The 25,096-nt window shown below is 71.8% G+C and carries 22 protein-coding genes; 10 read left to right on the top strand and 12 right to left on the bottom strand.

The window, feature by feature from the left end:
* Positions 1 to 132: 132 nt before the first annotated feature.
* From infB to nusA, 3 genes are all read right to left on the bottom strand, one after another.
* The gene (infB, locus tag AB0P29_RS07465; RefSeq protein ID WP_197471562.1) at positions 133 to 2,847 is read right to left on the bottom strand and encodes a translation initiation factor IF-2; all 2,715 of its coding nucleotides are present in this window, start codon (positions 2,845 to 2,847) and stop codon (positions 133 to 135) included.
* Positions 2,848 to 2,939: 92 nt separating this feature from the next.
* Positions 2,940 to 3,206, bottom strand: a complete 267-nt coding sequence (locus AB0P29_RS07460) for a YlxR family protein (RefSeq protein ID WP_311284207.1) — start codon at positions 3,204 to 3,206, stop codon at positions 2,940 to 2,942.
* A gap of 9 nt (positions 3,207 to 3,215) precedes the next feature.
* On the bottom strand, positions 3,216 to 4,205 hold the full coding sequence (nusA, locus tag AB0P29_RS07455; RefSeq protein ID WP_064001510.1) for a transcription termination factor NusA: 990 nt from the start codon (positions 4,203 to 4,205) through the stop codon (positions 3,216 to 3,218).
* 120 nt (positions 4,206 to 4,325) lie between these two features.
* On the opposite strand from nusA, the gene AB0P29_RS07450 reads away from it, so the two are divergent.
* Complete coding sequence (locus AB0P29_RS07450; protein WP_311284208.1) at positions 4,326 to 5,126, top strand: DUF1206 domain-containing protein; 801 nt, start codon at positions 4,326 to 4,328, stop codon at positions 5,124 to 5,126.
* Here the strand turns inward: AB0P29_RS07450 and AB0P29_RS07445 are convergent, their stop codons facing one another.
* Both AB0P29_RS07445 and AB0P29_RS07440 read right to left on the bottom strand, forming a co-directional pair.
* On the bottom strand, positions 5,127 to 6,206 hold the full coding sequence (locus AB0P29_RS07445) for a TIGR00730 family Rossman fold protein (protein WP_359917946.1): 1,080 nt from the start codon (positions 6,204 to 6,206) through the stop codon (positions 5,127 to 5,129).
* Between the two features lie 61 nt (positions 6,207 to 6,267).
* Positions 6,268 to 8,061, bottom strand: coding sequence for a proline--tRNA ligase (locus tag AB0P29_RS07440; RefSeq protein ID WP_363379251.1), 1,794 nt, complete (start codon positions 8,059 to 8,061; stop codon positions 6,268 to 6,270).
* 62 nt (positions 8,062 to 8,123) lie between these two features.
* Between AB0P29_RS07440 and pcp the strand changes: the two genes are divergently transcribed.
* A complete protein-coding gene (pcp, locus tag AB0P29_RS07435) occupies positions 8,124 to 8,759 on the top strand; it encodes a pyroglutamyl-peptidase I (protein WP_363379250.1) in 636 nt (211 codons plus the stop codon).
* On the opposite strand, the gene AB0P29_RS07430 is transcribed toward pcp, so the two are convergent.
* Both AB0P29_RS07430 and AB0P29_RS07425 read right to left on the bottom strand, forming a co-directional pair.
* On the bottom strand, positions 8,752 to 9,765 hold the full coding sequence (locus tag AB0P29_RS07430) for a hypothetical protein (RefSeq protein ID WP_363379249.1): 1,014 nt from the start codon (positions 9,763 to 9,765) through the stop codon (positions 8,752 to 8,754). The two genes, pcp and AB0P29_RS07430, sit on opposite strands and share 8 nt — an antisense overlap.
* 39 nt (positions 9,766 to 9,804) lie before the next feature.
* Positions 9,805 to 10,632 carry a cation-transporting ATPase gene (locus AB0P29_RS07425; RefSeq protein ID WP_363379248.1) on the bottom strand — a complete coding sequence of 276 codons (828 nt, stop codon included), beginning with the start codon at positions 10,630 to 10,632 and terminating at the stop codon, positions 9,805 to 9,807.
* Between the two features lie 84 nt (positions 10,633 to 10,716).
* On the opposite strand from AB0P29_RS07425, the gene AB0P29_RS07420 reads away from it, so the two are divergent.
* Genes AB0P29_RS07420 through AB0P29_RS07410 form a run of 3 tightly spaced genes read left to right on the top strand, consistent with a single transcriptional unit; the run spans position 10,717 to position 13,872 of the window.
* The gene (locus AB0P29_RS07420) at positions 10,717 to 12,150 is read left to right on the top strand and encodes an RNB domain-containing ribonuclease (RefSeq protein ID WP_363379247.1); all 1,434 of its coding nucleotides are present in this window, start codon (positions 10,717 to 10,719) and stop codon (positions 12,148 to 12,150) included.
* A 46-nt stretch (positions 12,151 to 12,196) separates the two neighbouring features.
* The gene (locus AB0P29_RS07415; RefSeq protein WP_363379246.1) at positions 12,197 to 12,856 is read left to right on the top strand and encodes a GntR family transcriptional regulator; all 660 of its coding nucleotides are present in this window, start codon (positions 12,197 to 12,199) and stop codon (positions 12,854 to 12,856) included.
* On the top strand, positions 12,853 to 13,872 hold the full coding sequence (locus AB0P29_RS07410) for a 1-aminocyclopropane-1-carboxylate deaminase (RefSeq protein ID WP_253035983.1): 1,020 nt from the start codon (positions 12,853 to 12,855) through the stop codon (positions 13,870 to 13,872). Before AB0P29_RS07415 ends, AB0P29_RS07410 begins: the two co-directional genes overlap by 4 nt.
* Before the next feature lie 42 nt (positions 13,873 to 13,914).
* Here AB0P29_RS07410 and ispG read toward each other — a convergent pair whose 3' ends face one another.
* Entirely contained in the window at positions 13,915 to 15,045 is a 1,131-nt protein-coding gene (ispG, locus tag AB0P29_RS07405; RefSeq protein ID WP_064002420.1) for a flavodoxin-dependent (E)-4-hydroxy-3-methylbut-2-enyl-diphosphate synthase, read from the bottom strand.
* A 238-nt stretch (positions 15,046 to 15,283) separates the two neighbouring features.
* Between ispG and AB0P29_RS07400 the strand changes: the two genes are divergently transcribed.
* Complete coding sequence (locus AB0P29_RS07400) at positions 15,284 to 17,185, top strand: chorismate-binding protein (protein ID WP_363379245.1); 1,902 nt, start codon at positions 15,284 to 15,286, stop codon at positions 17,183 to 17,185.
* An 8-nt stretch (positions 17,186 to 17,193) separates the two neighbouring features.
* On the opposite strand, the gene AB0P29_RS07395 is transcribed toward AB0P29_RS07400, so the two are convergent.
* Entirely contained in the window at positions 17,194 to 18,507 is a 1,314-nt protein-coding gene (locus AB0P29_RS07395) for a site-2 protease family protein (RefSeq protein WP_363379244.1), read from the bottom strand.
* 86 nt (positions 18,508 to 18,593) lie between these two features.
* Between AB0P29_RS07395 and AB0P29_RS07390 the strand changes: the two genes are divergently transcribed.
* The 3 genes from AB0P29_RS07390 (at position 18,594) to AB0P29_RS07380 (ending at position 21,558) form a co-directional block, all read left to right on the top strand.
* Positions 18,594 to 19,175 (top strand): hypothetical protein, encoded by a 582-nt coding sequence (locus AB0P29_RS07390; RefSeq protein ID WP_363379243.1) that lies wholly within the window; start codon positions 18,594 to 18,596, stop codon positions 19,173 to 19,175.
* A gap of 90 nt (positions 19,176 to 19,265) precedes the next feature.
* Positions 19,266 to 19,943: a DUF1775 domain-containing protein gene (locus AB0P29_RS07385; RefSeq protein WP_253036131.1), complete on the top strand. Its 678-nt coding sequence runs from the start codon at positions 19,266 to 19,268 to the stop codon at positions 19,941 to 19,943.
* A gap of 40 nt (positions 19,944 to 19,983) precedes the next feature.
* Positions 19,984 to 21,558: a UDP-N-acetylmuramoyl-L-alanyl-D-glutamate--2,6-diaminopimelate ligase gene (locus tag AB0P29_RS07380; protein ID WP_363379242.1), complete on the top strand. Its 1,575-nt coding sequence runs from the start codon at positions 19,984 to 19,986 to the stop codon at positions 21,556 to 21,558.
* Positions 21,559 to 21,589: 31 nt separating this feature from the next.
* Here the strand turns inward: AB0P29_RS07380 and AB0P29_RS07375 are convergent, their stop codons facing one another.
* Both AB0P29_RS07375 and AB0P29_RS07370 read right to left on the bottom strand, forming a co-directional pair.
* Positions 21,590 to 22,672, bottom strand: a complete 1,083-nt coding sequence (locus AB0P29_RS07375) for a 1-deoxy-D-xylulose-5-phosphate reductoisomerase (RefSeq protein ID WP_363379241.1) — start codon at positions 22,670 to 22,672, stop codon at positions 21,590 to 21,592.
* Positions 22,673 to 22,715: 43 nt separating this feature from the next.
* Entirely contained in the window at positions 22,716 to 23,675 is a 960-nt protein-coding gene (locus AB0P29_RS07370; RefSeq protein WP_363379240.1) for an FKBP-type peptidyl-prolyl cis-trans isomerase, read from the bottom strand.
* Positions 23,676 to 23,815: 140 nt separating this feature from the next.
* Between AB0P29_RS07370 and AB0P29_RS07365 the strand changes: the two genes are divergently transcribed.
* Positions 23,816 to 24,595, top strand: a complete 780-nt coding sequence (locus AB0P29_RS07365) for a lysophospholipid acyltransferase family protein (RefSeq protein ID WP_217531184.1) — start codon at positions 23,816 to 23,818, stop codon at positions 24,593 to 24,595.
* Here the strand turns inward: AB0P29_RS07365 and AB0P29_RS07360 are convergent.
* A complete protein-coding gene (locus AB0P29_RS07360; RefSeq protein ID WP_363379239.1) occupies positions 24,564 to 25,058 on the bottom strand; it encodes an OsmC family protein in 495 nt (164 codons plus the stop codon). The two genes, AB0P29_RS07365 and AB0P29_RS07360, sit on opposite strands and share 32 nt — an antisense overlap.
* Positions 25,059 to 25,096 lie beyond the last annotated feature (38 nt).

The raw sequence follows: 25,096 nt of genomic DNA, 5'->3' as shown, positions 1-25,096 counted from the left end.
CTCTTGTTCTCCCCCGGCCGCGATCGGCTGACGGAGGAATTGCGGAGGACTCGGATGTCCGTCCGAGGCAATCGGGGTAGGGGCCCCGCTCTTGCCGAGGACGGACATCCGAGTCCGTAGCAACACCGTGGATCAGCCGCGCGGCTTCTCCACCATTTCGGTCGTCTCGATCTCGTCGCCGACCTGGATGTCGTTGTACTTGCCGAGGCCGATACCGGCTTCGAAGTCCGTACGCACCTCGGTGACGTCGTCCTTGAAGCGGCGCAGCGACTCGATGGCCAGGCCGTCGGCGATCACGACGCCGTCGCGAATGACGCGCGCCTTGGCGTTGCGCGTGATCGTGCCCGAGCGGACGATGACACCGGCGATGTTGCCGAACTTCGAGGAGCGGAAGACCTCGCGGATCTCGGCGACACCCGACTGCACTTCTTCGAACTCCGGCTTGAGCATGCCCTTGAGGGACTGCTCGACGTCGTCGATCGCGTTGTAGATGACCGAGTAGAACCGGACGTCCACACCTTCACGGGCGGCGCGCTCGCGGGCCTTCGTGTCGGGACGGACGTTGAAGCCGATGACGATCGCGTTGTCGATCGTCGCCAGGTTGATGTCCGACTCGGTGATCGCACCGACGCCGCGGTGGATGATGCGCAGCTGGACGCTGTCGTCGACCTCGATCTTGAGCAGGGACTCCTCGAGCGCCTCGACGGCACCGGAGACGTCACCCTTGATGATGAGGTTGAGCGACTCGACCTTGCCCTCTTCGAGAGCTCGCGTGAAGTCCTCGAGCGAGATGCGCTTGCGGGCCTTGGCCAGCTGGGCGTTGCGCTCGACCGCTTCACGCTTCTCGGCGATCTGGCGGGCCATGCGGTCCTCTTCGGTCACGATGAAGACGTCACCGGCGCGGGGCACGGAGTTCAGACCCTGCACCTGGACCGGACGCGACGGGTAGGCCTCGTCGACCGCATCGCCGTTCTCGTCGATCATGGCGCGGACGCGGCCGTACGCGGTACCCGCGACGATCGCGTCGCCGACACGGAGCGTTCCGGACTGGATCAGCACCGTGGCGACCGAACCGCGACCCTTGTCGAGCTTCGCTTCGATCGCGACACCGCGCGCCGCCTTGTTCGGGTTGGCCGTGAGGTCCAGGCCCGCGTCGGCGGTGAGGAGGACGGCATCCAGCAGTGCCTGGATGTTCGTGCCCTGACGAGCCGACACGTCGACGAACATGACGTCGCCGCCGTACTCCTCGGCCACGAGGCCGTACTCGGTGAGCTGCTGACGGACCTTCGCCGGGTTGGCGTCGGGCTTGTCGACCTTGTTGACCGCGACCACGATCGGCACGTTCGCCGCCTGGGCGTGGTTCAGCGCCTCGACCGTCTGCGGCATGATGCCGTCGTCGGCCGCGACCACGAGGATCGCGAGGTCGGTCACCTGCGCACCGCGGGCACGCATGGCGGTGAACGCCTCGTGACCCGGGGTGTCGATGAAGGTGATCGCGCGCTCGATGCCCTCGTGCTCGGTCCAGACCTGGTACGCACCGATGTGCTGCGTGATGCCGCCGGCCTCGCCTGCGACTACGTTGGTCTGGCGGATGGCGTCGAGCAGTCGGGTCTTACCGTGGTCGACGTGGCCCATGACGGTGACCACGGGAGGACGGATCTCGAGGTCGTCCTCGTTCTCCGCCTCCAGCTCGGCCTCGAGGTCGAGACCGAAGCCCTCGAGGAGCTCTTTGTCCTCGTCCTCGGGCGAGACCATCTGGATCTTGTAGCCGAGCTCCTCGCCGAGGATCTCGAACGTCGCCTCGTCCAGCGACTCGGTGGCCGTGGCCATCTCGCCGAGGTTGAAGAGGATCGTCACCAGGGTGCCGGGCTGGACGGTGTATCCGCGCAGTGCCTCGAGCTTGTCGGCGAAGTCCGCGATGGACGCGCCGCGGCGGAGCCGGATGACCTCGCCGTTGCCCTTCTGGACGTTGACGCCGCCGACGACGGGCGCCGACCGCATCTCGAATTCCTGCCGCTTCGCCCGACGCGACTTGCGCTGCTTCGACTTGCCGCCGCCCTTACCGAAGGCACCGGCGGTACCGCCGCCGGGTCCACGACCACGACCGCCGCCGCCACCGGGACGACCGGCGAAACCACCGGCCGGGGCGCCCGGACGCGGAGCGCCGAAGCCGCCGCCGCCGGGGCGACCGGGACCACCCGGACGCTGCTGGAACGGTGCACCCGGACGACCGCCGCCACCGGGACGACCGGCGCCGCCGGGACGCGGGGCACCCGGACGCGGGGAACCGGGACGCGGCGCCTGCGGGCGCGGGATGTTGCCGGGCGTCGGACGCTGGCCCATGCCCTGCGCCGAGGCGAAGGGGTTGTTGCCGGGGCGGGGGCCGGCGGGACGCTGACCCATACCCTGCGAGCTGGCGAAGGGGTTGTTGCCGGGGCGCGGAGCGCCGCCGGGACGCGGGGCCTGCGACGCGGGCTTCGCGGGAGCGGGGGCGCCCGGCTTGGGCGCACCGCCCTCGGGGGCCGACGGTGCGGGCTTCTCAGCGGCCGGCTGAGCGGGGGCCGCAGGCGCGGCGGGCTCGGGGGCCGGGGCGGGCTTGGGTGCCGACGGGCGGGGACCGGGGGTCGCACCGGATGTCGGGGCCTTCGCCGCGGGCTTCGCGGGCGCGGCGGCGGGTGCCTTCACGCCTTCCGCCTCGAGGGCGGCGCGGAGCTTGCGAGCCACGGGGGGCTCGATGGTGGATGAGGGGCTCTTGACGAATTCGCCGAGCTCCTTCAGCTTCGCGAGGGCGACCTTACTGTCGACGCCGAGCTCGGAAGCGATCTCGTGCACGCGTGGTTTTGCCACAATTCTCCTGTCTGGGGCCCGCCCCGGACAGGGCAGACCGTCATTCGCGGACGGGTCTCATTTCGAGCCGTTCACTTTGTGTCCATAGCCGTTCAGCCGTTTCGCTGGAGGGATTCTCTGGTGGTCCGCGCATCCAGTACCGCTGTGTCCAGCGGAGTGGATGCCCGTAGTGCGCGTCCGAATGCGCGCCGCTTGAGAGCGGTCGTCACGCAGGTGTCCGTGTCATGCACCCACGCGCCCCGACCCGGCAGGACGGCCTTCTCGTCGATGACGAGGGCACCGTCCCGGGCCACGATGCGGAGCAACGAGGACCGGGGGGCACGCGCGCGGCATCCCACGCACGTTCGAACAGGTTCCATCCTACCGCGTCAGGACTCGTCGAGAATGCTGTCGGGCTGGATGTCGATCTTCGCGCCGGTCAATTTCGCGGCGAGCCGGGCGTTCTGGCCTTCCTTCCCGATCGCCAGCGACAGCTGGTAGTCGGGGACGAGGGCACGCACGGCCTTCGTGGCCTGGTCGAGCACGAAGCTCGAGGTGACCTTCGCCGGCGAGAGGGCGTTCGCGACGAACTTCGGCAGGGTCTCGTCGTAGTCGACGATGTCGATCTTCTCGCCGCCGAGCTCCTCGGTCACCGCGCGCACGCGGCGGCCGAGTTCGCCGATGCAGGCGCCCTTCGCGTTGACGGCGGGGTCGTTCGCCTTGACGGCGATCTTGGTGCGGTGGCCGGCCTCGCGGGCGAGCGAGACGATCTCGACGACACCCGACGCGATCTCGGGCACCTCGAGGGCGAAGAGCTTGCGGACGAGACCGGGGTGCGTCCGCGAGACGGTGATCTGCGGCCCCTTGAGGCCCTTCGAGACCGAGGTCACGTAGACGCGCAGGCGGGAGCCGTGGGCGTAGTCCTCACCGGGGACCTGCTCCTCGGGAGGGAGGATCGCCTCGATCGTGCCGAGGTCGACGTGCACCATGCGCGGATTCGGGCCCTGCTGGACCACACCCGCGACGATGTCGCCCTCCTTGCCCTTGAACTCGCCGAGCACCGCGTCGTCGGCGATGTCGCGCAGACGCTGGCTGATGACCTGCTTCGCGGCGAAGGCGGCGATCCGGCCGAAGTCGTCCGGCGTGGACTCCTCCTCGCCGATGACGGCACCCTCCTCGTCGCGCAGCGGGATGTACACGGCGACGTGACCGGTCTTGCGGTCGAGCCGGGCGCGCGCGCCCTCGGGGAGTTCACCGTCGGGGGACGTGTGCTTCGCGTAAGCGGTCAGGATGGCCTGCTCGATGATCCGGACCAGTTCGTCGAACGGGATCTCCCGCTCGCGCTCGACAGTCCTCAGCAGCCCCAGGTCGATGTCCACAGGTGCCTCCCTTTTCAGTTGCTCAACACGGCGCCGCGATCACGCCCGGTCTCCCGGTGCGTCGCGGCATCCCGTCAACGTTACCCGATCGGATCGCGGGCGACCTGAGAAGATCGACGGATGACCGATGCCGTGGAGGATGTCGCACAGACCGTGCGCCGCTCCCCCGTCGCGCGCATCCTGGCCCGCGGCGGGTACGCCGCCAACGGCGTCGTGCACCTCGTCTTCGGTGTCGTCGTCATCGTCATCTCGTTCGGCGGCCGAGGCGAATCAGACCAGGCCGGGGTCTTCAAGGCCCTGTTGGACGCGCCGCTCGGGCTCGTGCTCGTCTGGATCCTCGGCCTCCTCCTGACCGCGCTCGGACTGTTCCAGGCCCTGCGCGCCTGCCTCGTGAAGGGGAAGGATGCCGCGGCGTGGGGCAGGCGCGGCTCGGCGGCCGGGCAGTCAGTCGTCTACCTCGCCCTCGGCGCCATCGCCGTCACCATCGCGCTGGGGGCGCGCCCCGACGGCGACCGCACGGCACAGCAGATCACGCGCGGTCTCCTGGAAACCCCCGGCGGGGTCTTCGTCGTCGCTGCGGCCGGCGTGGGCCTCGTGATCGGAGCGCTCGTCTTCGCGTCGATCGGTGTCCGCCGATCCTTCGACAAGCAGGTCCGCATCCCGGACGGCGCGCTGGGCGTCGCCGTGACCGTGTCGGGGATCCTCGGCTACATCGGCAAGGGGGTGTCGGTGCTCATCGTCGGCATCCTCCTCATCGTCGCGGCCGTGAAGCAGGACTCCGCGGCCGCCGGCGGCTTCGACGCCGCCATCGAGGCCCTCCTCTCGCAGATGATCGGTCCCGTCCTCGTCTTCCTCGTGGGGCTCGGCCTCGTCGTCTACGCGGTCTTCAGCTTCCTCCGCACCCGCTACGCGAAGCTCTGATCAGCCGACGGCGTGGGGTTCGGTCGGCGGCGTGGCCGGGGGCGCCGAGGGGAGCGCGTTGATCGCGCGGATGAGGTGGTGCAGCTCGCCGATACGGTGCCGGTCGAAGTCCAGGAGCAGGCGGGGCATCTCCAGCCGATCGTCGTCCTGACGCTCGCGGCGCAGGGGTGCGGTGCGCTGGATGCGGCCCCCGGTGAGCAGGTGCGTGAAACGGTCGCTGAGGTCTGCGACCTCGGCATCCGTCGGCTCCGCGCACAACCGCAGCACGAGGCGGGAACCGATCCACCGCAGCGAGTCGTAGTTGCGCCAGAACCCGGTGATCTCGGCCTCCGCCGCCGCGACCGAATCGGTCACGAGGACACGGTCGAGGTCGTCGGGCGAGATCACCCCCGACGGGATGAGATGGTCGGACGCGAACCGCTCGAGGCCCTGCCAGAACGTCCCCCCAGGGGCGTCGAGCAGCACGATCGGCGTCGGCTCGGCCTTGCCGGTCTGCTGCAGGGTGAGCAGTTCGAACAGCTCGTCGAGGGTGCCGAAACCTCCCGGAACGCAGACGAACCCGCGCGACTCCTTGACGAGCATGAGCTTGCGCGTGAAGAAGTACTTCATCGCGACGACGCGGTCCGCCTCGGCGATCACGGCGTTCGGCTTCTCCTCGAACGGCAGCCGGATCGACACGCCGAGCGAGTGCTCGGGACCCGCGCCCTCCGCCGCGGCCTGCATGATGCCGGGACCGGCGCCGGTCACGATCATCCAGCCGCGCTGCGCGAGCGCGCCGGCGATCTCGGCGGCCGCGCGATACAGCGGGTCGTTCGCCCGGGTGCGCGCCGAGCCGAAGATCGTCACCTTCGGCGTCCCGCGGTAGGGCGCGAACAGCCCGAACGCGGAGCGCATCTCCGACAGCGCCGCCGACGCGATCTTCAGGTCGAGCCGGTCGGTGTCGTCGACCCCCATCCCGAGTCCCGTCACGAGGATGCGGGCCACGAGATCGGCGTCGTCGGTCACCCCGGCGTCGGTCAGGAGGGCACGGACGGCGTCGGTGACGTCACCGTCGAGGGAAGAGGTGGGACTCGGCGACATCTCCCCAGGCTGTCACGATCCGGCATCCGTCGGGTGAATGGATGAGAACGGATGCCGCAGCTCAGGCGGTGAGCGCCGCGATCGCGTCGGCGGCGGCCAGAGTCGACCGCTCGCCCGAGCGGCGATCCCACAGCTCGACCTGGCCGTCGGCGGCGCCGCGTCCGACGATGAGGATCCACGGCACGCCGACCAGCTCGGCGTCGCCGAACTTCACGCCCGGCGAGACCTTCGGCCGGTCGTCGAGCAGCACGTCGCGGCCCGCGGCCTCGAGGTCGGCGGCGAGCTTCTCGGCGAGCTCGAACGCCACCGCGTCGCGACCGGTCGCGACGACGTGCACGTCGAACGGCGCGATCGACTCGGGCCAGATGAGGCCGCGGTCGTCGTTGTTGAGCTCCGCGAGGATCGCGAGGATGCGGGTCACGCCGATGCCGTACGAGCCCATCGTCACCGTCACGAGCTTGCCGTTCTCGTCGAGGACCTTCAGCCCCAACGTCTCGGCGAAGAAGCGTCCCAGCTGGAAGACGTGCCCGATCTCCATGCCGCGCGCGAGCTCGACCGGCCCCGAACCGTCGGGGGCAGGGTCGCCGGCCCGGACGTCCGAGATGTCGATGACGCCGTCGGGCGTGAAGTCGCGGCCCGCAACGACGGAGTGGGCGTGCTTCTCGTGCTCGTTCGCGCCGGTGACCCAGGCGGTGCCCTCGACGACGCGGGGGTCGACGAGGTAGCGGATGCCGGTGGTCGATTCCTCGCCGAGGACCGGACCGTTCGGCGACCAGGGTCCGATGTACCCCTTCACAAGGCCGGGGTGCTTCGCGAAGTCGGCCTCGGTCGCCGCTTCGACGGCGGCGGGTGCGAAGGCGACCTCCGCCCGCTTGTCGTCCACGTCGCGGTCGCCGGGCAGGCCGACGATCACGAGTTCGCGCGTGCCGTCGAGGTGCGTGAGGGCGAGGACGACGTTCTTCAGCGTGTGGGCCGCCGTCCAGGTGTCGGCGCCGTCGGTCGCGGGACCGGCGATGCCGGACGCCGGGGCGTCGAGGTGGGCGTTGGCGTGCGCGACGAGCGTGTCGATCGTCGGGGTGTCCGGGGAGTCGAAGACGACCGGGGCGCCGTCGGGCAGCGGAAGGGCGTCGGGCACGACCGTCGTGAAGGCCTCGACGTTGGCCGCGTAGCCGCCGGCGGACCGGACGAAGGTGTCCTCGCCGACGGCGATCGGGTGCAGGAACTCCTCGCTGCGCGCACCGCCCATCAGTCCGTTGTCGGCGGCGACGATGACGTACTCCAGGCCGAGGCGCGTGAAGATCCGCTCGTACGCGTCGCGCTGCGACTGGTACGAGACGTCCTGCCCCTCGTCGGTGTAGTCGAACGAGTAGGCGTCCTTCATCGTGAACTCGCGGCCGCGCAGCAGGCCCGCGCGGGGACGCGCCTCATCCCGGTACTTGTCCTGGATCTGGAAGATCCTCAGCGGCAGATCCTTGTACGAGGAGTACAGGTCCTTCACGAGGAGCGTGAACATCTCCTCGTGCGTGGGAGCGAGCAGGTAATCGGCGCCCTTGCGGTCCTGCAGGCGGAAGATCCCGTCGCCGTAGGAGGTCCAGCGTCCGGACTGCTCGTACGGCTCACGCGGCAGCAGCGCGGGGAAGTGGACCTCGAAGGCCCCCGCGTTCGCCATCTCCTCGCGGATGATCTGCTCGAGCTTCGTCTTCACCCGCAGGCCGAGCGGCAGCCAGGTGAAGACGCCGGGGGCGGCGCGGCGGATGTAGCCGGCGCGCACCAGCAGGCGGTGACTGGTGACCTCGGCGTCGGCCGGGTCTTCGCGGAGCGTGCGGAGGAAGTATGTCGAGAGACGGGTGACCACGAGGGTCAAGTCTAGGTGCGCGGGCCGGGACGCCGTGGCGGCGAGGCGCTTAGCCTGAAGGGATGCGCACCGTCCTCCTGACCGGATTCGAACCGTTCGCCGGCGACGCGGTGAACCCGTCGGGGGATGCCGTCCGCGCACTCGCCGCGCGCTGGCGCGGACCCGAGCGCCTCATCACCGAGGTGCTGCCCGTCACCTTCGACGGTGCGACGGCACGTCTGGCCGCGCTCCTCGAGGAGCATCGACCGGATGTCGTGGTCGCCACGGGTCTAGCCGGCGGTCGTGCGGCCGTAACCCCCGAACGCGTGGCCGTGAACCTGGCCGACGCCCGCATCCCCGACAACGCAGGCCACTGCCCCCGGGACGCCCCCGTCGTCGACGGCGGGCCCGCGGCGTACTTCGCGACGCTCCCCGTCAAGGCGATCGGTGCGGCACTCACGGACCGCGGCATCCCGTCCACCGTCTCGCACACGGCCGGCACGTTCGTCTGCAACGCGGTGATGTACGCCGCCCTGCACGCCACGGACGGTGCCCCGGTGCGCGCGGGATTCGTCCACCTCCCGTGGGCGGACGGCACCGGGCCCGGCGACGTGCCGTCGCTGCCCTTCGACCGCCTCGTCGACGCGCTCGAGGTCGCGGTCCGGGTGTCGCTCGACGCCGGTGACGACGCCGGCGGGGTCGGCGGCGAGATCAGCTGAGGGCGAGGAGCTTCTGCGCCACCGTCCGGAGATCCTCCGGGCTGACGGCTCGCTCGGCGTCGCCGAACCGGCCTTCGACCAGGATCAGGTCGACACTTCCGCGGACGAGGAGCCGGACGCGGTTGTCCTCCTGGACCTTGGTGGCGTCGGCGCCGTCGACGGACGCAGCCGTGCCGCCGAGCCGGTCGCTCACCTCGTCCCACTTCTCCGCTCCACCCGGGACGATGACGACCTGCAGCTCTCGGGAGTCGGTCAACTCGGACCAGTCGCAGGCCCGCACAAGCTCCGCCGCCTCGACGGTCCGCCGGTCGAACGGGAGGTCGCCCTCCATGATCGGCTCCGGGAACACCTCCTCGGCGCGCAGCACGGCGGACGGGTCGATGGCGTCACCGAGCTCGGTGCACGACGGGGGCAGCGCCGCCGGTTCGGCGAGCGGCGCCCGATCGGCGGCGCGCACCGCGTCGAGCGCGGCGTCGCGCAGGCGCGTCACGAGATCGATCTGCGCCTGCGTCTGCTCCACGGCGAGGAACGACACGGCGACGGCCATACCATCCGCGGCACCCGTCCCGATGCATTCGACGGCATCGTACGACGGGGCGCATGCGGCCTCCGCCGCGGCGGCCACCGACCCGGCTCGGTCGGCGGGCAGCGCGACGATCGTGCCCGACAGTCGGGAGGAGTCGAACCCGCAGACGAGCCCGCCCGCCACCTCCGCCGCCGTCGACCACAGGCCGTCGGGTTCGACCGCGTCCGCGGGGTCCGTCACCTCGCTGAGCGACGGATCGGCGAGCAGGTCATCGCACGTCGCAGAGATGCCCTGAGCTTCGGCATCCGTCTCCTCCGGCGAGGGCGACGGTCCGGCGGACGGCGCGGACGGTGACGCCGAAGAGGGGGACGGGGATGCCTCGACGGCACCCGCGCATCCGGCCAGCAGCAGGACGGCGACCGCAGCCGCCAGGCTCGTTCCGGTGATCCGACGACGTGTACCGCTCCCCCGAGTGCTCATGAGGTGACACTACGAGAGCGCGCCTACGCGCGCGAGGATTCAGCGGCCGAAGATGTCGTCGAGTCCGGGCAGCCCGAAGCCGCCCAGGTTCTCGCCGAAGCCCCACACCTGCTCCCCGAAGCCGGAGACCTGCTCACCCGCACCGGAGAGCGCCTCTCCCGCCATGCCGTCGAGGTCGACGCCTGCGGCGAGCGCATCGAAGTCGACACCCATGCCGACAGCCTGTGCCAGCAGGGGCCCCGCTACCGAGGTGACGACGGCGCCTGCGGCGACCGCGCCGAGGATGCCGACACCGGCGCCGATCGCCGCACCACCAACCAGGCGGGCCGCGCCACCGCCCGTCCCGGCCCGCGCCAGGAGCCCCTTGAGCAGGCCCGGGCGTGTAGCCTCCCCCCGTGCCGCCGCGCGGGCGAGGTCATCCGGTGACGACGATCGCGGATGCTCGTGGACGGGCAGCTCCGCCGTCATCCGCGACTGCACGTGCGCGCGCTGCGCCGGCGTGAGACGGGCGAACGCCTCGCGGTGGATCTGCTCGATCTGATGAGGATCCGCCGTCTGCAGCAGGTAGTCGTACCGCGCGACCGCCTGGCGATCGGCCGCCGACAGACGGTTGTGCGAAGCGGATGCCGGGGCTCCCGCCGCCGGCGGCGTCAGACCCACCGGCGCGCCCGCCGAACGCACGTCGCGGTTCTGTACGGGCGATGGCGGAACTCCGCGACTGTCGCCCGTGAGCGCGTCCGCAGCGGAGCGGACCATGCCGCGCCAGTCCCCTGCTGACGAACCCTCCCGGGACGACGAGGAGGACGAGGACGAGGACGAGTCGAGGGCTTTGGCGGCCAGGCCGATCAGTCGCGAGAGCTTGCTCATGCCGCTCACGGTATGCGCCGCCGTTACGAGCGCGCTGGATGCAACCGAGGAACACGCTGAGGCAGCCCGGCCTACACTGACCGCGTGCCCTCCCGCCGCGCTCGCCTCGTCTCCCCCGTCCAGTCGGAACTGAGCGCCGCACTCGGCGCGCTGCGCGAGCGATTCGACCTGCCGGGCGCCTTCCCGGCCGAGGTCCAGGCCGCGGCGGAGCGGGCGGCGCGCGAGGTCCCGGTCTGGGCGTCCGCGGAGCTCGCCGACCTGCGCGGCATCCCATTCCTCACGATCGACCCCGAGGGCTCGACCGACCTCGACCAGGCCGTCCACCTCGAGCGGACCGCGGACGGCGGCGGCATCCTGCACTACGCGATCGCCGACGTGCCCGCGTTCGTGCCGATGGGCGGCGCCGTCGACGCGGAGGCGCGGCGGCGCGGCCAGACCATCTACGCGCCCGATGGCCGCATCCCGCTGCACCCGGCCGTCCTCAGCGAGGACGCGGCCTCGTTGCTACCGGATCGCGACCGGCGCGCCTTCGTCTGGCGTTTCGAGCTGGATGCCGGTGCCCGCCCAGCCGCCGTCACGCTCGCACGCGGGGTCATCCGGTCCCGCGCGCAGTGGTCGTACGTCGACGCGCAGGCGGCGCTGGGGCGCGGCGACGCCCCCGAGACGATCCAGCACCTCGTGTGGTTCGGCGACGAGCGCGCCCGGCGCGAGAGCGAGCGCGGCGGCGCCAGCCTGAACCTGCCCGAGATCCGGGTCGTGGCGACGCCCGAGGGGTACGACCTGCAGGCCGACGAGGGCGTGCCGCTCGAGGACGCGAATGCCCAGGTGTCGCTGTTGACCGGGATGGCCGCCGCGGAGATCATGCTCGCCGGCAAGGTGGGCATCCTCCGGACGATGCCTCCGGCATCCGAGGAGGACGTCGCGGCGTTCCGCGCGCAGACCGTCGGGCTCGGCGTGCCGTGGCACCCGGACGTCCCGTACGGCGACTACCTCCGCGATCTGCCGCGGACCCCGGTCGGCCGCGCGATCCGCGAGCAGGCCGCGGGCCTCTTCCGCGGAGCGGGGTACACCGTCCTCGACGGCGAGGTACCGAACCTCGTGACGCAGGCGGCCATTGCCGCGCCCTACGCGCACACGACCGCGCCGCTGCGGCGCCTCGTCGATCGCTGGTCGCTGCTCGTGTGCCACGCGCTCGCGAACGGCGAGGAGGTGCCGGCCGAGGTCCGCGGGTCGCTGACGGAGCTGCCCGAGGCGATGGAACGATCCTCGCGCGTCGCGTCGCAGGTGGACGCCGCCGCGATCGAGCACGTCGCCGCGGCGGTCCTCCGCGGTCGCGAGGGCGAGGTCTTCGACGCCGTCGTGCTCCGTCGCCGCGAGAACGGCGGGCGGGTCGCCCTGACGATCCCGCCCCTCGAGACGGCGGTCGCGGGCGTCGACGCCGAGCCCGGCGCGACGATCCGGGTGCGCCTCGTCGCCGCCGACGTCGCCTCCGGAAGGGTCGAGTTCGCGCCCGCCTGAGCGCGCCGATTTGCGTCCGGCCGCCGTCGGGTGTGCAATATATTGCATGCCGGTGCCCTCGACCTCCCTTCCCCCGCGCGGGCTGCTGCGCGACGAAGTCCGCACGAGACTGCGCGACGCGATCGTCGACGGGACCCTCGCCCCCGGCGAGCAGCTGCGCGACGTCGAGCTCGCCACGTGGCTCGGGGTCTCCCGCACCCCCGTCCGCGAAGCGCTCCTCGACCTGGCCCGCTCCGGCCTCGTCCTCGCCCTCCCGGGCCGGTCGACCGTCGTCGCTCCCGTCGACGACGACAAGGTCCGGGATGCCGCGGCGGTCGTCGCCGCGATGCACCGGGTCGCGGTCGTCGAGGCGACACCCCGGTTCACCGACGACGACATCGACCGGATGCGTCAGGCGAACGACGCGTTCGTCGCCGCACACGACGCGGGCGACACGTCCGCCGCCCTCGCTGCCGACCACGCGTTCCACGACGTCGCCGTCGACCGCGCCGACAACGAGGCCGTCCGCACCGTCCTCGCCCTCTACGGACCGGTACTCGAACGCGCCGAGCGCCTGCGCTTCGCCTCGAGCGACGCGACCGCCTCCGCCGCCCGCCATACCGAGCTCATCCGCCACTGCGCGACGCGCGACGCGCAGGCCGCGGCAGCCGTGGCCGAAGGCCTCTGGCTCGACCTGCTCACCGACACCACCCAGGAGACCCCGTGATCCTCGACCAGTTCCCGCGCCACCCGCTGACCTTCGGCGCGAGCCCTCTGCAGCACCTCAAGCGCCTCACCCAGCACCTCGGTGGAGCCGAGATCTGGGCCAAGCGCGAGGACGTCTCGAGCGGACTCGCGTTCGGCGGCAACAAGACCCGCAAGCTCGAGTACATCGTCCCCGACATCCTGGCCAGCGGCGCCGACACGATCGTCTCGATCGGCGGCTACCAGTCCAACCACACGCGTCAGGTGGCCGCGGTCGCCGCGCACCTGGGTCTGAAGGCGCGGCTCGTCCAGGAGAAGTGGGTCCCGTGGGACGAGCCCGTCAACGACAAGGTCGGTAACATCCTGCTCTCGCGCATGATGGGCGCGGACTCCCGCCTCGACGACGCCGGGTTCGACATCGGCATCCGTGACTCCTGGAAGCAGGCGCTGCAGGAGGTGGAGGATGCCGGTGGCACCCCCTACCCCATCCCCGCCGGAGCCTCCGAGCACCGCCTCGGCGGCCTCGGCTTCGCGAACTGGGCCTTCGAGGTGGCCGAGCAGGAGAAGCAGCTGGGCGTCTTCTTCGACACAATCATCGTCTGCACGGTGACCGGCTCGACGCACGCCGGCATGATCGCGGGCTTCGCCGCCCTCGAGGAGCTGACCGGGGTGACGCGACGGGTCATCGGCATCGACGCCTCCGCGACGCTGCAGAAGACGCGCGACCAGGTCGCCAGGATCGCACGCCACACCGCGGAACTCATCGAAGTCGGCCGCGACCTGCGCGACGACGAGATCCAGGTGCTCGAGGGGTGGGCGGGCGACCTCTACGGCATCCCGGTGGATTCCACGATGGCGGCGATGGCGCTCGGCGCGCAGCTCGAGGCGATGATCACCGACCCCGTCTACGAGGGCAAGTCGCTCGCCGGTCTCATCGACCTTGTGAAGAGCGGCGACATCCCGAAGGACTCGACCGTCCTCTATGCACACCTGGGCGGGCAGCCGGCGATCAACGCCTATCACTCCCTCTGGAGCTGACGAGAACAGCGGATGCCGGGACCGCCCGGCATCCGCTTCGCGTCAGGAGGTGACGACCTGCGCCGTTCCGAGGGGCGCATCCGGCCCCATCTCGTCGGCGAGGCGGTTGGCCTCCTCGATGAGGGTGGCGACGATGTCCTCTTCGGGGACGGTCTTGATGACCTCGCCCTTGACGAAGATCTGCCCCTTGCCGTTGCCCGACGCGACGCCGAGGTCGGCCTCGCGGGCCTCGCCCGGACCGTTCACGACACAGCCCATGACCGCGACGCGGAGCGGGACCGTCATGTCCTTGAGGCCCTCGGTGACATTGTCGGCGAGGGTGTAGACGTCGACCTGCGCGCGACCGCAGGACGGGCAGGACACGATCTCGAGCTTGCGCTCGCGGAGGTTCAACGATTGGAGGATCTGGTGGCCGACCTTGACCTCTTCGGCGGGCGGCGCCGACAGCGAGACACGGATCGTGTCGCCGATACCCTCGCCGAGCAGGATCCCGAACGCGGTCGCGCTCTTGATCGTGCCCTGGAAGGCGGGGCCCGCCTCGGTGACGCCGAGGTGGAGCGGCCAGTCGCCCCGTTCGGCGAGCTGCCGGTAGGCCTTCACCATGACGACGGGGTCGTTGTGCTTGACCGAGATCTTGAAGTCGTGGAAGTCGTGCTCCTCGAAGAGGGATGCCTCCCACACGGCGCTCTCGACGAGGGCCTCGGGCGTCGCCTTGCCGTACTTCTCGAGCAGGCGCCGGTCGAGGGACCCGGCGTTGACGCCGATGCGCAGCGACACACCCGCGGCCTGGGCCGCCTTGGCGATCGCGCCGACCTGGTCGTCGAACTTGCGGATGTTGCCGGGGTTCACGCGCACGGCCGCGCAGCCGGCGTCGATCGCCTGGAACACGTACTTCGGCTGGAAGTGGATGTCGGCGATCACCGGGATCTGGCTCTTCGCGGCGATGATGTGGAGGACGTCCGCGTCATCCTGCGACGGCACGGCCACGCGCACGATCTCGCACCCGGAGGCGGTGAGCTCGGCGATCTGCTGCAGCGTCGCGTTGATGTTGGTGGTCGGCGTCGTCGTCATCGACTGGACGCTGACGGGGGCATCGCCACCGACGAGGACCTTGCCGACCTTAATCTGACGGCTCTTGCGACGAGGCGCGAGGACCTCCGGCACGCGGGGCATCCCGATGTTCACAGCTGGCACGGCTCCAGCCTAAGCCGCGGGGGGCGCTCGGGCACGGCACCTGGCCGAGAGGATGCCGCGAGGGTCGCCTGTGGTAGGTTCGGCCCCATGTTCGCGAACCGCACGTGGTGGCGCTCCGCCTGAGGCGGACGCCACGTGCATCCCGACGACCGCCTGAGCTGACAGCCCGGCGGTCGTTTCTCGTTTACCGGCGACCGCCCCGAACGGAAGATCCCCCATGACCGGCACCGCCCCGATCATCCTCGCCGACCTCGCCGCGCGCGGCGTCCCCTTCGCCCTCCTCGCCCGCGACGGCGCGACCGTCGAGGTGCTCACCGGCGAGGTGGTCGACGTCGAGCTGCTCGCCGACATCCCCCTCACGGATGCCGCGGGCTCCCCGCGCGAGGTGCTCGCGCTCGTCCCGTTCCGCCAGGTCGTCGAGCGCGGCTTCGCGTGCCACGACGACGGCGCGCCGCTGCGCTGCCTCGTCGTCGGCGAACGGCACTCCCTGCCCCTGTCGGAGGCGCTCGCCCAACTGCCGACCGAGCCCGTCGCCCTCGAGGACGCCGGTTTCGACATCGACGACGAGGCGTACGCCGACATCGTCCGCCGGGTCATCGCCGACGAGATCGGCCGCGGCGAGGGGGCGAACTTCGTCATCCGCCGCGACTACGTCGCGCAGGTCGGCGGCGACCCGCTGACGGCGGGTCTGACGTGGTTCCGCGCGCTGCTCGAGCACGAGCGCGGCGCCTACTGGACGTTCCTGGTGTCGACGCCCGACCACCTCGCCGTCGGCGCGAGCCCCGAGGCGCATGTCAGCGCCCAGGGCGGCGTCGTGACGATGAACCCCATCTCGGGGACCTTCCGCCACCCGGCGGGCGGCGCGACGGCAGAGACCCTGACCGAGTTCCTCTCCTCGACGAAGGAGACCGAGGAGCTCTTCATGGTCGTCGACGAGGAGCTCAAGATGATGTCGGCGGTCTGCAGCGACGGCGGCCGCATCACGGGCCCGCATCTCAAGGAGATGTCGCGGCTGACGCACACCGAGTACATGCTCCGTGGGACGAGCACGATGGACCCGCGCGACATCCTCCGCGAGACCATGTTCGCGCCCACCGTGACCGGCTCGCCCATGCAGAACGCCTGCACCGTCATCGCCCGTCACGAACAGAGCCCGCGCGGGTACTACTCCGGCGTGGCGGCCCTCTTCACGCCACGCGCCGACGGCGGACACGACCTCGACGCGCCGATCCTCATCCGCACCGCGTACGTCGTCGACGGCCGGCTGCGCGTCCCTGTCGGCGCGACCCTCGTGCGCCACTCCGACCCGTACGGCGAGGTGGGCGAGACCCACGGCAAGGCGGCCGGTGTGCTGGGTGCCATCGGCGCGATCCCGCGCGACGTCGTCGCCCGCACCGTCGACGAGGACGCCCCGGCCCCGGCCCCGCGGCCGCTCGCCGAGGATCCCGCCATCGCCGAGCTCCTCTCCTCGCGCAACGCCCGCCTGGCCGCCTTCTGGCTGAACCCCCAGGGCGAGCCGGGACGCGGTCCGCTCGCCGGGCGACGCGCCCTCGTGGTGGACGCCGAGGACCGGTTCACGACGATGCTCGCCCACCAGCTGCGCCACCTCGGCTTCGACGTGACGATCGCGCACTGGTCCGAGGCCTCCCCCGCAGCAGTCGCCGCGGCGGACCTCGTCGTCTCGGGCCCGGGTCCGGGCGACCCGCGCGACGCCGACAGCGCCCGCATCGCCCGTCTCCGCGAGATCGTGGCGGAACGGGTGGATGCCGGTGCGCCGCTGCTCGCGGTGTGCCTGAGCCACCAGGTGCTCGCCGACCGCCTCGGACTCGAGCTGGCGCCGCTCGCGAGCCCGCACCAGGGCCTGCAGAAGACCGTCGACGTCTTCGGCACCCCGGCATCCATCGGCTTCTACAACACGTTCACGGCCCGCGTCTCCCCGGGAACGACCCGCGTGGGGGCGACCGAGGTGTCGGCTGATGCGCGGACCGGCGACGTCTACGCGCTGCGCGGTCCCGCGTACGCGTCGGTGCAGGGCCACCTCGAGTCGATCCTCTCGCGCGACGGTCTCACCACCCTCGAGCGGCTCGTCACGCACGCGCTCAGCCCCGTCGAGGCCTGAGCCGCGCGTCAGCCCAGCAGCTGCACGGGGTTGACGATGTCCGCGAGGATCAGGGTGCCGCCCATGATGATGAGGCCGATCACGACGATGTAGGTGATCGGGACGAGCTTCGTCGCGTCCACCGGACGCGGTGCGCGGCGCCCGGTCATCCGCGCCCAGACGCGCTTGAGTCCGTCCCACAGCGCGACGACGACGTGGCCGCCGTCGAGCGGGAGCAACGGCACGAGGTTGAACACGAACAGGGCGATGTTGAGCGAGCCCAGCAGCGCGAGCATGCCCGAGACGCGGTTCAGGATCGGCGTCTCGGTCGCGGCGACCTCGCCCGCGAGTCGCCCGGCGCCGACGACGGAGAGGGGGCCGTTCGGGTCGCGACCGGCGCCGGTGATCGTGTCGACGGCGGTCTGGTAGACCCGGGCCGGGAGCTGCCAGATGATCCCCACGACCTGGCCGGTCTGCGCGAGGGCCGCCTGCGGCCCGTCCCAGATGGGCTGCGGCACGAACGCGACGGTCGCCGACATCCCGACGAAGCCGACCTCGGCCGTCGTCGTGCCGCCGTCCGCCGTCGCGATCTCGCGGGTCGCGAGCACCGGGGTCACCTCGAGCGTCTGCCGCGTGCCGCCGCGCTCGACGACGACCGGGATCTGCCGGTCCGGGGACTTCTGGATGATCGCCGACGCCTCGGCGAAGGTGTCGACCGGGGTGCCGTCCACCGAGACGAGGACGTCACCGGGACGGATGCCGGCGGCCGCCGCCGGGGAGGCCGGATCGTCCGCCGCGCACGAGGTCTGCGTGCTGCCGGCCGGGAGGACGCACTCGTTGACCGACGCGACGGTGGTCGTGGCCGTCTGCACGCCGATACCGGAGAACATGATCGCGAAGAGGATGATCGCGAGCACGAGGTTCATCGCGGGGCCGCCGAGCATGATGATGACGCGCTTGTAGACCGGCAGCTGGTAGAAGGCACGCCCGGCACCGTCGCCCTGCAGCGTCTCGTCGTTGGCCGTGCGGGCGTCCTGGATGAGCGTCTCGAACAGGCGGCGGCGGCGCGGCCGCGCGTCGTCATCCTCGCCCGTGGTCGCCGCCGAAGGCGGGTACATGCCCGCCATGGAGATGTAACCGCCGAGCGGCAGGAGCTTGAAGCCGTACTCGGTCTCGCCGACCCGGCGCGAGAACACGGTCGGGCCGAAGCCGATCATGTACTGGCCCACACGGACACCGAACGCCTTGGCGGGGGCGAGGTGTCCGACCTCGTGGAGGGCGATCGACACGGCGAGCCCGACCACCAGCACGACGACGCCGATGATGAATGCGAGTACGGTCACGAGCCGACACGCTACCCCCGGACGCTATGAAGCGGCGATGACGTCGCCGCCGTCATCGCGGCTCGTCTCGGATCTAGGTTGGGAGGGTGATCCCCCGACCCGTCGACTCGCGGCGCGTGCGCGTCGTGCGTGCGGGCGGGGCGGCTGCGGTCGCGACGCTGACCGCGGCGGCCGCCCACACCCTCGGCGGGGGCACCGCCCCCGCTCCCTGGCTCGTCGCGACCGTGATGCTGCTCGCGTGGCCGATCGCACTGGCGATCGTGGGGTCCCGGCCCTCCGCCGTCCGGACGGGGCTCGCCGTCGTCGCCGCGCAGGCGCTCCTCCACTCGGCCTTCGCGCTCGTCGGCGACGTCCAGCCGACGGCCGCCCCCGCCGGCCATCAACACGACGCCTTCGCGCTCGGGGCGACCGCCGGGGGCACCGTCTCGGTCGACGGCGCGATGATCGCCGGCCACGCCCTCGCCGCGGTCGTCACCGCGGTGGCGGTCTGCCACGGCGAACGGATGCTGCGCGCCGTGGCACGCGGCATCCACTCCCTCCTGCGCGTCGCCGTCGTCGCCCCGCCGACGGGCGGATGGCCCGCGCCGGCCCTTCCGCTCACGACGCCGCGGGGCCTCCGCCCCCGCCTCGCCCTCGCCGATCTCTCCCGCCGCGGACCTCCCCGCTGAGCCGGCCGCCCACGGCGGCACGTTCCTCACCTTTCCGCGCGGGCCTGCCCTCGGGCGCGCCCCGCACACCTCTTCGGGAGACATCGACTCATGACCACGCGTTCCCCGCGCCGTTCGGCGCTCACCCTCACCGGCATCGCCCTCGGCGGCGCCCTCGTCCTCGCCGCCCCCCTGGCGGCATCCGCCCACGTCCACGTCCACGCCGACGGTGCCGCCGCCGGCGCCACGTCGCGCCTGGACTTCTCGTTCAGCCACGGCTGCGACGGCTCCCCCACGACGGCCCTCGTCTTCGACATCCCCGAGGGGGTGGCCAACGTCACCCCCGTCGTCGACGGCGTGTGGAAGATCAGCCGTGTCCTCGGCGACGACGGCACGCCGACGCAGGTGACGTACACCGCGCTCACCCCGATCGAGGACGGCTTCGCCGCCTCGGCATCCTTCGACGCGCTCTTCTCCTCGGACGTGGGCGACACCGACATCGCGTTCCCCGTGACGCAGCGGTGCGAGGTGGGCGAGACGGGCTGGACGCAGGTGGCCGAGGACGGTCAGGACCCGGAGGAGCTCGAATCCCCCGCGCCGATCGTGGCCGTCGCTGCGGCGTCGGCCGCGGGCACCTCCGAGCACGGCGACGGCCACGGCCAGGCCGGGGCTGCTCCCGAGGCGGAGGCCGCGGCGAGCGCCCCGGTCGCGACCTGGCTCGGGGGCGGCGCTCTCGTGCTCGGTGCCGCGGCACTCGTCGTCGCCCTGCTGAACCGACGCCGGGTCTGACCCGGGCCGGCCGGAGGCCGGGTGCGATGATGGAGGGACCATGCAGAACCCCTCCGCACCTCCCCCCGTCCTCCGGCCGTCGCACCCCCGTGCCGTGCCACTGCAGGACGTCGCCGCCCACCTCGGCGCGACGGCGTCGGGCGACCTCGCGGGGGCGTCCGTCCACGGTGTGACCCTCGCGACCGCCGATCTGCGCGCGGGCGAGTTGTTCGTCGCCGTCCGCGGCGCACATCGCCACGGGGCGGAGTTCGCGCCCGACGCGATCGCGAAGGGCGCCGTCGCCGTGGTGACGGATGCCGACGGCGCGGCGCTCCTGACGGACGTCCGCGTCCCGGTCCTCGTCGTCGACGACCCTCGGGCGCGCCTGGGCGGACTCTCCGCACTCGTCTACGGAACGGGAGCGGATGCCGACCTCCCGCCGCTCCTGGCCGTCACCGGGACGAACGGCAAGACGAGCGTCACCCACCTCATGGAGGGGATGCTGCACGGTCTCGGCGTCACGACGGGTCTGTCGTCGACGGCGGAGCGCCACATCGCGGGCGAAGTCATCCCCTCACGGCTGACGACCCCCGAGGCATCCGAGATGCACGCCCTGATCGCACTCATGCGCGAGAAGGACGTCCAGGCGATCCTGGTCGAGGTCAGCGCGCAGGCCCTCACCCGGCACCGCGTCGACGGTCTCGTCTTCGACGTCGCCGGGTTCACGAACCTGTCGCACGATCACCTCGACGACTACGCCGACATGACCGAGTACCTCGCCGCCAAGGCGGCCCTGTTCACCCCCGAGCGCGCGCGCCGCGCGGTGGTCTGCGTGGACCAGCCGGCGGGACAGGCGATCGCCGAGCGTGCCGGCATCCCGGTGACGACGGTGCTGACCGCCGCCATCGCGGAGGACCCGACGGCGGCCGCCGACTGGCGCGTCGACCTCGTCGCCGAGACGCCCGAGGGCACGACCTTCACGCTGTCGGGCCCGGCGGGCTCGGTCACCACGACGGTGCCGGTGATCGGTCCGCACATGGCGTCCAACGCAGGCCTCGCGATCGTCATGCTGCTCGAGGCGGGCTGGGAGTGGGAGACGCTGACCGCCCTCATCGGCCACCGCGCCATCGACGCGCGCCTGCCCGGCCGCATCCAGCGGATCTCGGGCGCCGACGGCCCGGCGCTCTACCTGGACTTCGGCCACTCCCCCGACGCCTTCGCGAAGACCCTCGACGCGGTTCGTCGGGTCACCCCCGGGCGGGTCGTCATGGTGTGCGGGGCCAACGGCGACCGCGACACCACCAAGCGCGCCGACATGGGCGCCGTCGCGGCGCTCGGGAGCGACGTGCTCGTCGTGACCGACCAGCATCCCCGCTCGGAGGATCCCGCTCTCATCCGGCGTGCGCTCGTCGACGGGGCGCGCGCGGCGCGACCGGACGCCGTCATCCACGAGGTCACCCCGCCCGAGGAGGCCATCGCGACGGCGGTCTCGCTGGTCGGCGAGGGCGACGCCATCCTGTGGGCGGGACCGGGCCACCAGCACTACCGCGAGATCCACGGAGTCCGCACGCCGTTCGACGCGGAGGGCGCCGCGACGGACGCCCTGCGACGCGCGGGATGGCCGGTTCCCGCCTGACGTTCGGGAAGGGTCGGGACTCGAGGGAGCCTCAGCCGGCGGCGATGAGCCGGTCCGCGGTGGTCCGCGCCCAGCGCTCGGCGTCAGCGAGGCTCTCGCGCGTCAGCTCCGCTGGCGGCTCATGCGCGTCGACGACGCGCGCGATCGTGTCGACGATGCCCAGGAACGGCAGCGCGCCGTCGTGGAACGCCTCGACGGCCTGCTCGTTGGCGGCGTTGAACACGGCGGGATAGGTGGACCCGGCGACACCGACCTGCTTCGCGAGCGAGACGCTCGGGAAGGCCGCCGCGTCGAGCGGCTCGAACGTCCACGTCGACGCCGTCGTCCAGTCGAGCGGAGCACCCACCCCCGCGACGCGGCGCGGGTGGTCGAGGGCGAGGGAGATCGGCAGCCGCATGTCGGGCGGCGACGCCTGCGCGATCGTCGACCCGTCGACGAACTCGACCATCGAGTGCACGATCGACTGCGGGTGGACCGTCACGTCGATGCGGTCGTAGGGGACGTCGAACAGCAGGTGCGCCTCGATGACCTCGAGGCCCTTGTTCACGAGGGTGGCCGAGTTCGTCGTCACGACACGCCCCATGTCCCAGGTGGGGTGCGCGAGCGCCTCGCGGGGGGTCACCTCCCGCAGCTGCTCGCGGCTCCGCCCGCGGAAGGGGCCACCGCTGGCAGTCAGGACGAGGCGGCGCACCTCGCCCGCCTCGCCCGACCGCAGGCACTGCGCGATCGCGGAGTGCTCCGAATCGACCGGGACGATCTGGCCGGGGGCCGCCCGCCGGGTGACGAGCTCGCCGCCGACGATGAGCGACTCCTTGTTGGCGAGCGCGAGCGCCGCGCCCGTCTCGAGCACCGCGAGCGTCGGCCCGAGCCCGACCGATCCGGTGATCCCGTTGACGACGACGTCGGCCTCGACGCTGCGGACGAGACGTTCGGCGTCGCCGGCCCCGAGCGCAGTCGCGGCCACGCCGAACTCCTCCGCCTGACGACGGAGGCCCTCGGCATCCCGCCCCGCCGCGAGACCGACGACCTCGAAGCGGTCGCGGTTCGCGCGGATGACGTCGAGCGCCTGCGTCCCGATCGAGCCCGTCGAACCGAGGATCAGGATGCGTCGCATGCGCTTCACCCTACCCGCGGGGACCGGCTCGGCCGGGTCGCCGTCACTGCGCGGAAGCCGCCGCCGGTGTCTGCGCGCCGAGGATGTCGACGACGAAGACGATCGTCTCGCCCTTCAGGTCGGCCTCGTTGATCTTGCCCTCGCCGTAGCCTTCGGCGGGCGGGATCACGACGAGGACCTGCGACCCGACGGTCTGGCCCTCGAGCGCCTTCTGGAAGCCCTGGACGTAGTTCGTCGTCGGGTAGGCGATGGGCGATCCCTTGTCCCACGTGGAGTCGAAGGTCTCACCGTTCGACCACCGGACGCCGGTGTACTGGATGAGGGCGTAGTCGCCCTTCTGCACCGTGTAGCCGTCGCCCTTCTTGATGGTCGCGACCTCGGTCTGGGTCGGGGGCTCCTCGCCCTCGGGGATCGTGATCTTCGGCGCGCCGTTCTCGGCGAGCTCGACCGTCGGGAAGCCGGCGGGGGCGGCCTGCGGCTCACCCCAGGCCGCGGTGGGCACCGTGCCGAGCAGGTCGAGGACGTAGACCTCGGCCTGCGCCGTGTCACTGGCGGGGAACGCGGCGACGACGCGCTTGCCGACGTGCCCGCACCCGAAGACCTGACCGAGAACCGTGTCGGGCGAGAGCTGCGAGGGCAGGAACTGGCCGGGCTCGTACCCGATCGTGGCGAGCTCCTTGCCGTCCTCGGCGCTGTACGCGGTCATCGCGTACGACACGAACTCGCCGGCCTCGACGGCGGGGCCGTCGCCCTCGTCGAGCACCGTGACCTGCAGTTCCTTCGGCTCGAGCGGCGTCGAGAAGGTCGCGGTGGAGGGCGAGCCGACGGTGCCGTCGACCTCGACGGAATCGGATGCCTCGCCCGGCTTCGCGGCAGCGTCGCAGAGATCTGCGGCCGCCGAGCCGGTGGGCGTCGGAGCGGCGGTGTCGGAGGAGCCGCATCCGGTCAGCAGAAGCGCGGTCACGGCGACGGCGGACAGGGCGGCGAAGGGACGAAGACGCACGGAGTAGACCTCACAGAGAAACGGGGATTGCCTCCATCCTCCCCCACCTTCTTTTGTCCGGGGTGTGAGTCGGCGTTCCGAGCGCCGCGATGCACCGGGGCATGTCCTGGCCCGCATGGGTTTGGCAGTACCCTCTTCAGGTGACCGAAGCGCCGATTCCCCCCGAGAACTCCGCCGGGTCATCCGACGACGAACTCGCGCGTGCCGGTGGCCTCTACTACCTCGTGCGCTGGGGCTTCGGCCCGTTGGCACGGCTGATCTACCGCCCCCGCATCGAGGGCGTGGGCAACATCCCGCGGTCGGGCCCCATCATCCTCGCGAGCAATCACCTGAGCTTCATCGACTCGTTCGTGCTGCCGCTGTTCGCGCCGCGGCCCGTCTATTTCCTGGCCAAGTCGAGCTACTTCGACGGGTCGGGAATCAAGGGCTGGTTCAGCAACCGGTTCTTCCGCGCCCTCGGCGCCACCCCCGTGCAGCGCGGGGCGGGCCAGGCCGCGCTCGACGCCCTCGACCAGCAGCGCCGCATCCTCGAGTCCGGCAAGGCCATCGCGCTGTACCCCGAGGGCACGCGCTCGCTCGACGGACGCCTCTACAAGGGCCGCACCGGTGTCGCCTTCCTCGCGCTGGAGACCGGCGCGAAGGTCGTGCCGGTGGGGATCGTCGGCACGAACGACGCGATGCCCGTGGGCGCGAAGTGGCCGCGCATGTCGCCGCGGGTGACGATCCGCTACGGCGAGCCGATGGATTTGTCCCATCACGGTCCGGCGTCGTCGGGCCGTGCCCGCCGCCAGGCCACCGACCACATCATGTCGGCGATCCACGCGCTCTCGGGTCAGGAGCTCGCCGGCTCGTACAACGAGGTGCCCGCGCAGAATCCGGTCGAGCGTCTCAAGCAGGTCCTGCCGCACGAACGTCGCTGACGGTCACGACGGCCTCGTGGCGCACGGGGAAGTTCACCGAGTTCGCGATGAAGCACCACTCGCGCGCCTGCCGGTGGGCGGCCTCCGCCGCGGGGACCATCGCGGCATCCGCCACCGTCACCCGCGGGTGCAGGGTGACCTCGCGGAATGAACCGCCTCCTCTGCCGTCGAGCGTCATCGTGCCCGTCGTGTCGTCCTCGTAGGAGGTCACGACGACACCCACCGTGACGCAGGCGTGCAGGTACGACAGCAGGTGGCACTCCGAGAGGGCGGCGAGCAGCAGGTCCTCGGGGTTCCAGCGCGTCGGGTCGCCGCGGAACGGCTTGTCGGCCGAGGCGAGCAGGTCGGGCTTGCCCTCGACCTGCACGGTGACGGCGCGGTCGTAGTCGCGGTACCCGCTTGTTCCGCTCCCCCGGTCGCCCGTCCAGAGGGTCTTCACGCGATAGTGGTGTTCGTCGTGCACGCGGTCAGTCTCGCACGCGCAGCCGGGGCGGGCGCGGG

Source organism: Microbacterium sp. NPDC080220, from assembly GCF_040686395.1.
Classification (GTDB): domain Bacteria; phylum Actinomycetota; class Actinomycetes; order Actinomycetales; family Microbacteriaceae; genus Microbacterium; species Microbacterium gawkjiense.
The sequence above is the reverse complement of the archived record's forward strand: the minus strand, read 5'-3'. Positions and strand labels throughout refer to the sequence as shown.

Coding starts and splice junctions, on each gene's coding strand:
- AB0P29_RS07460 (WP_311284207.1), bottom strand. CDS start 3,206: ATGGAACCTGTTCGAACGTGCGTGGGATGCCGCGCGCGTGCCCCCCGG.
- AB0P29_RS07450 (WP_311284208.1), top strand. CDS start 4,326: ATGACCGATGCCGTGGAGGATGTCGCACAGACCGTGCGCCGCTCCCCC.
- AB0P29_RS07445 (WP_359917946.1), bottom strand. CDS start 6,206: ATGTCGCCGAGTCCCACCTCTTCCCTCGACGGTGACGTCACCGACGCC.
- pcp (WP_363379250.1), top strand. CDS start 8,124: ATGCGCACCGTCCTCCTGACCGGATTCGAACCGTTCGCCGGCGACGCG.
- AB0P29_RS07430 (WP_363379249.1), bottom strand. CDS start 9,765: ATGAGCACTCGGGGGAGCGGTACACGTCGTCGGATCACCGGAACGAGC.
- AB0P29_RS07425 (WP_363379248.1), bottom strand. CDS start 10,632: ATGAGCAAGCTCTCGCGACTGATCGGCCTGGCCGCCAAAGCCCTCGAC.
- AB0P29_RS07415 (WP_363379246.1), top strand. CDS start 12,197: ATGCCGGTGCCCTCGACCTCCCTTCCCCCGCGCGGGCTGCTGCGCGAC.
- ispG (WP_064002420.1), bottom strand. CDS start 15,045: ATGCCCCGCGTGCCGGAGGTCCTCGCGCCTCGTCGCAAGAGCCGTCAG.
- AB0P29_RS07400 (WP_363379245.1), top strand. CDS start 15,284: ATGACCGGCACCGCCCCGATCATCCTCGCCGACCTCGCCGCGCGCGGC.
- AB0P29_RS07385 (WP_253036131.1), top strand. CDS start 19,266: ATGACCACGCGTTCCCCGCGCCGTTCGGCGCTCACCCTCACCGGCATC.
- AB0P29_RS07380 (WP_363379242.1), top strand. CDS start 19,984: ATGCAGAACCCCTCCGCACCTCCCCCCGTCCTCCGGCCGTCGCACCCC.
- AB0P29_RS07375 (WP_363379241.1), bottom strand. CDS start 22,672: ATGCGACGCATCCTGATCCTCGGTTCGACGGGCTCGATCGGGACGCAG.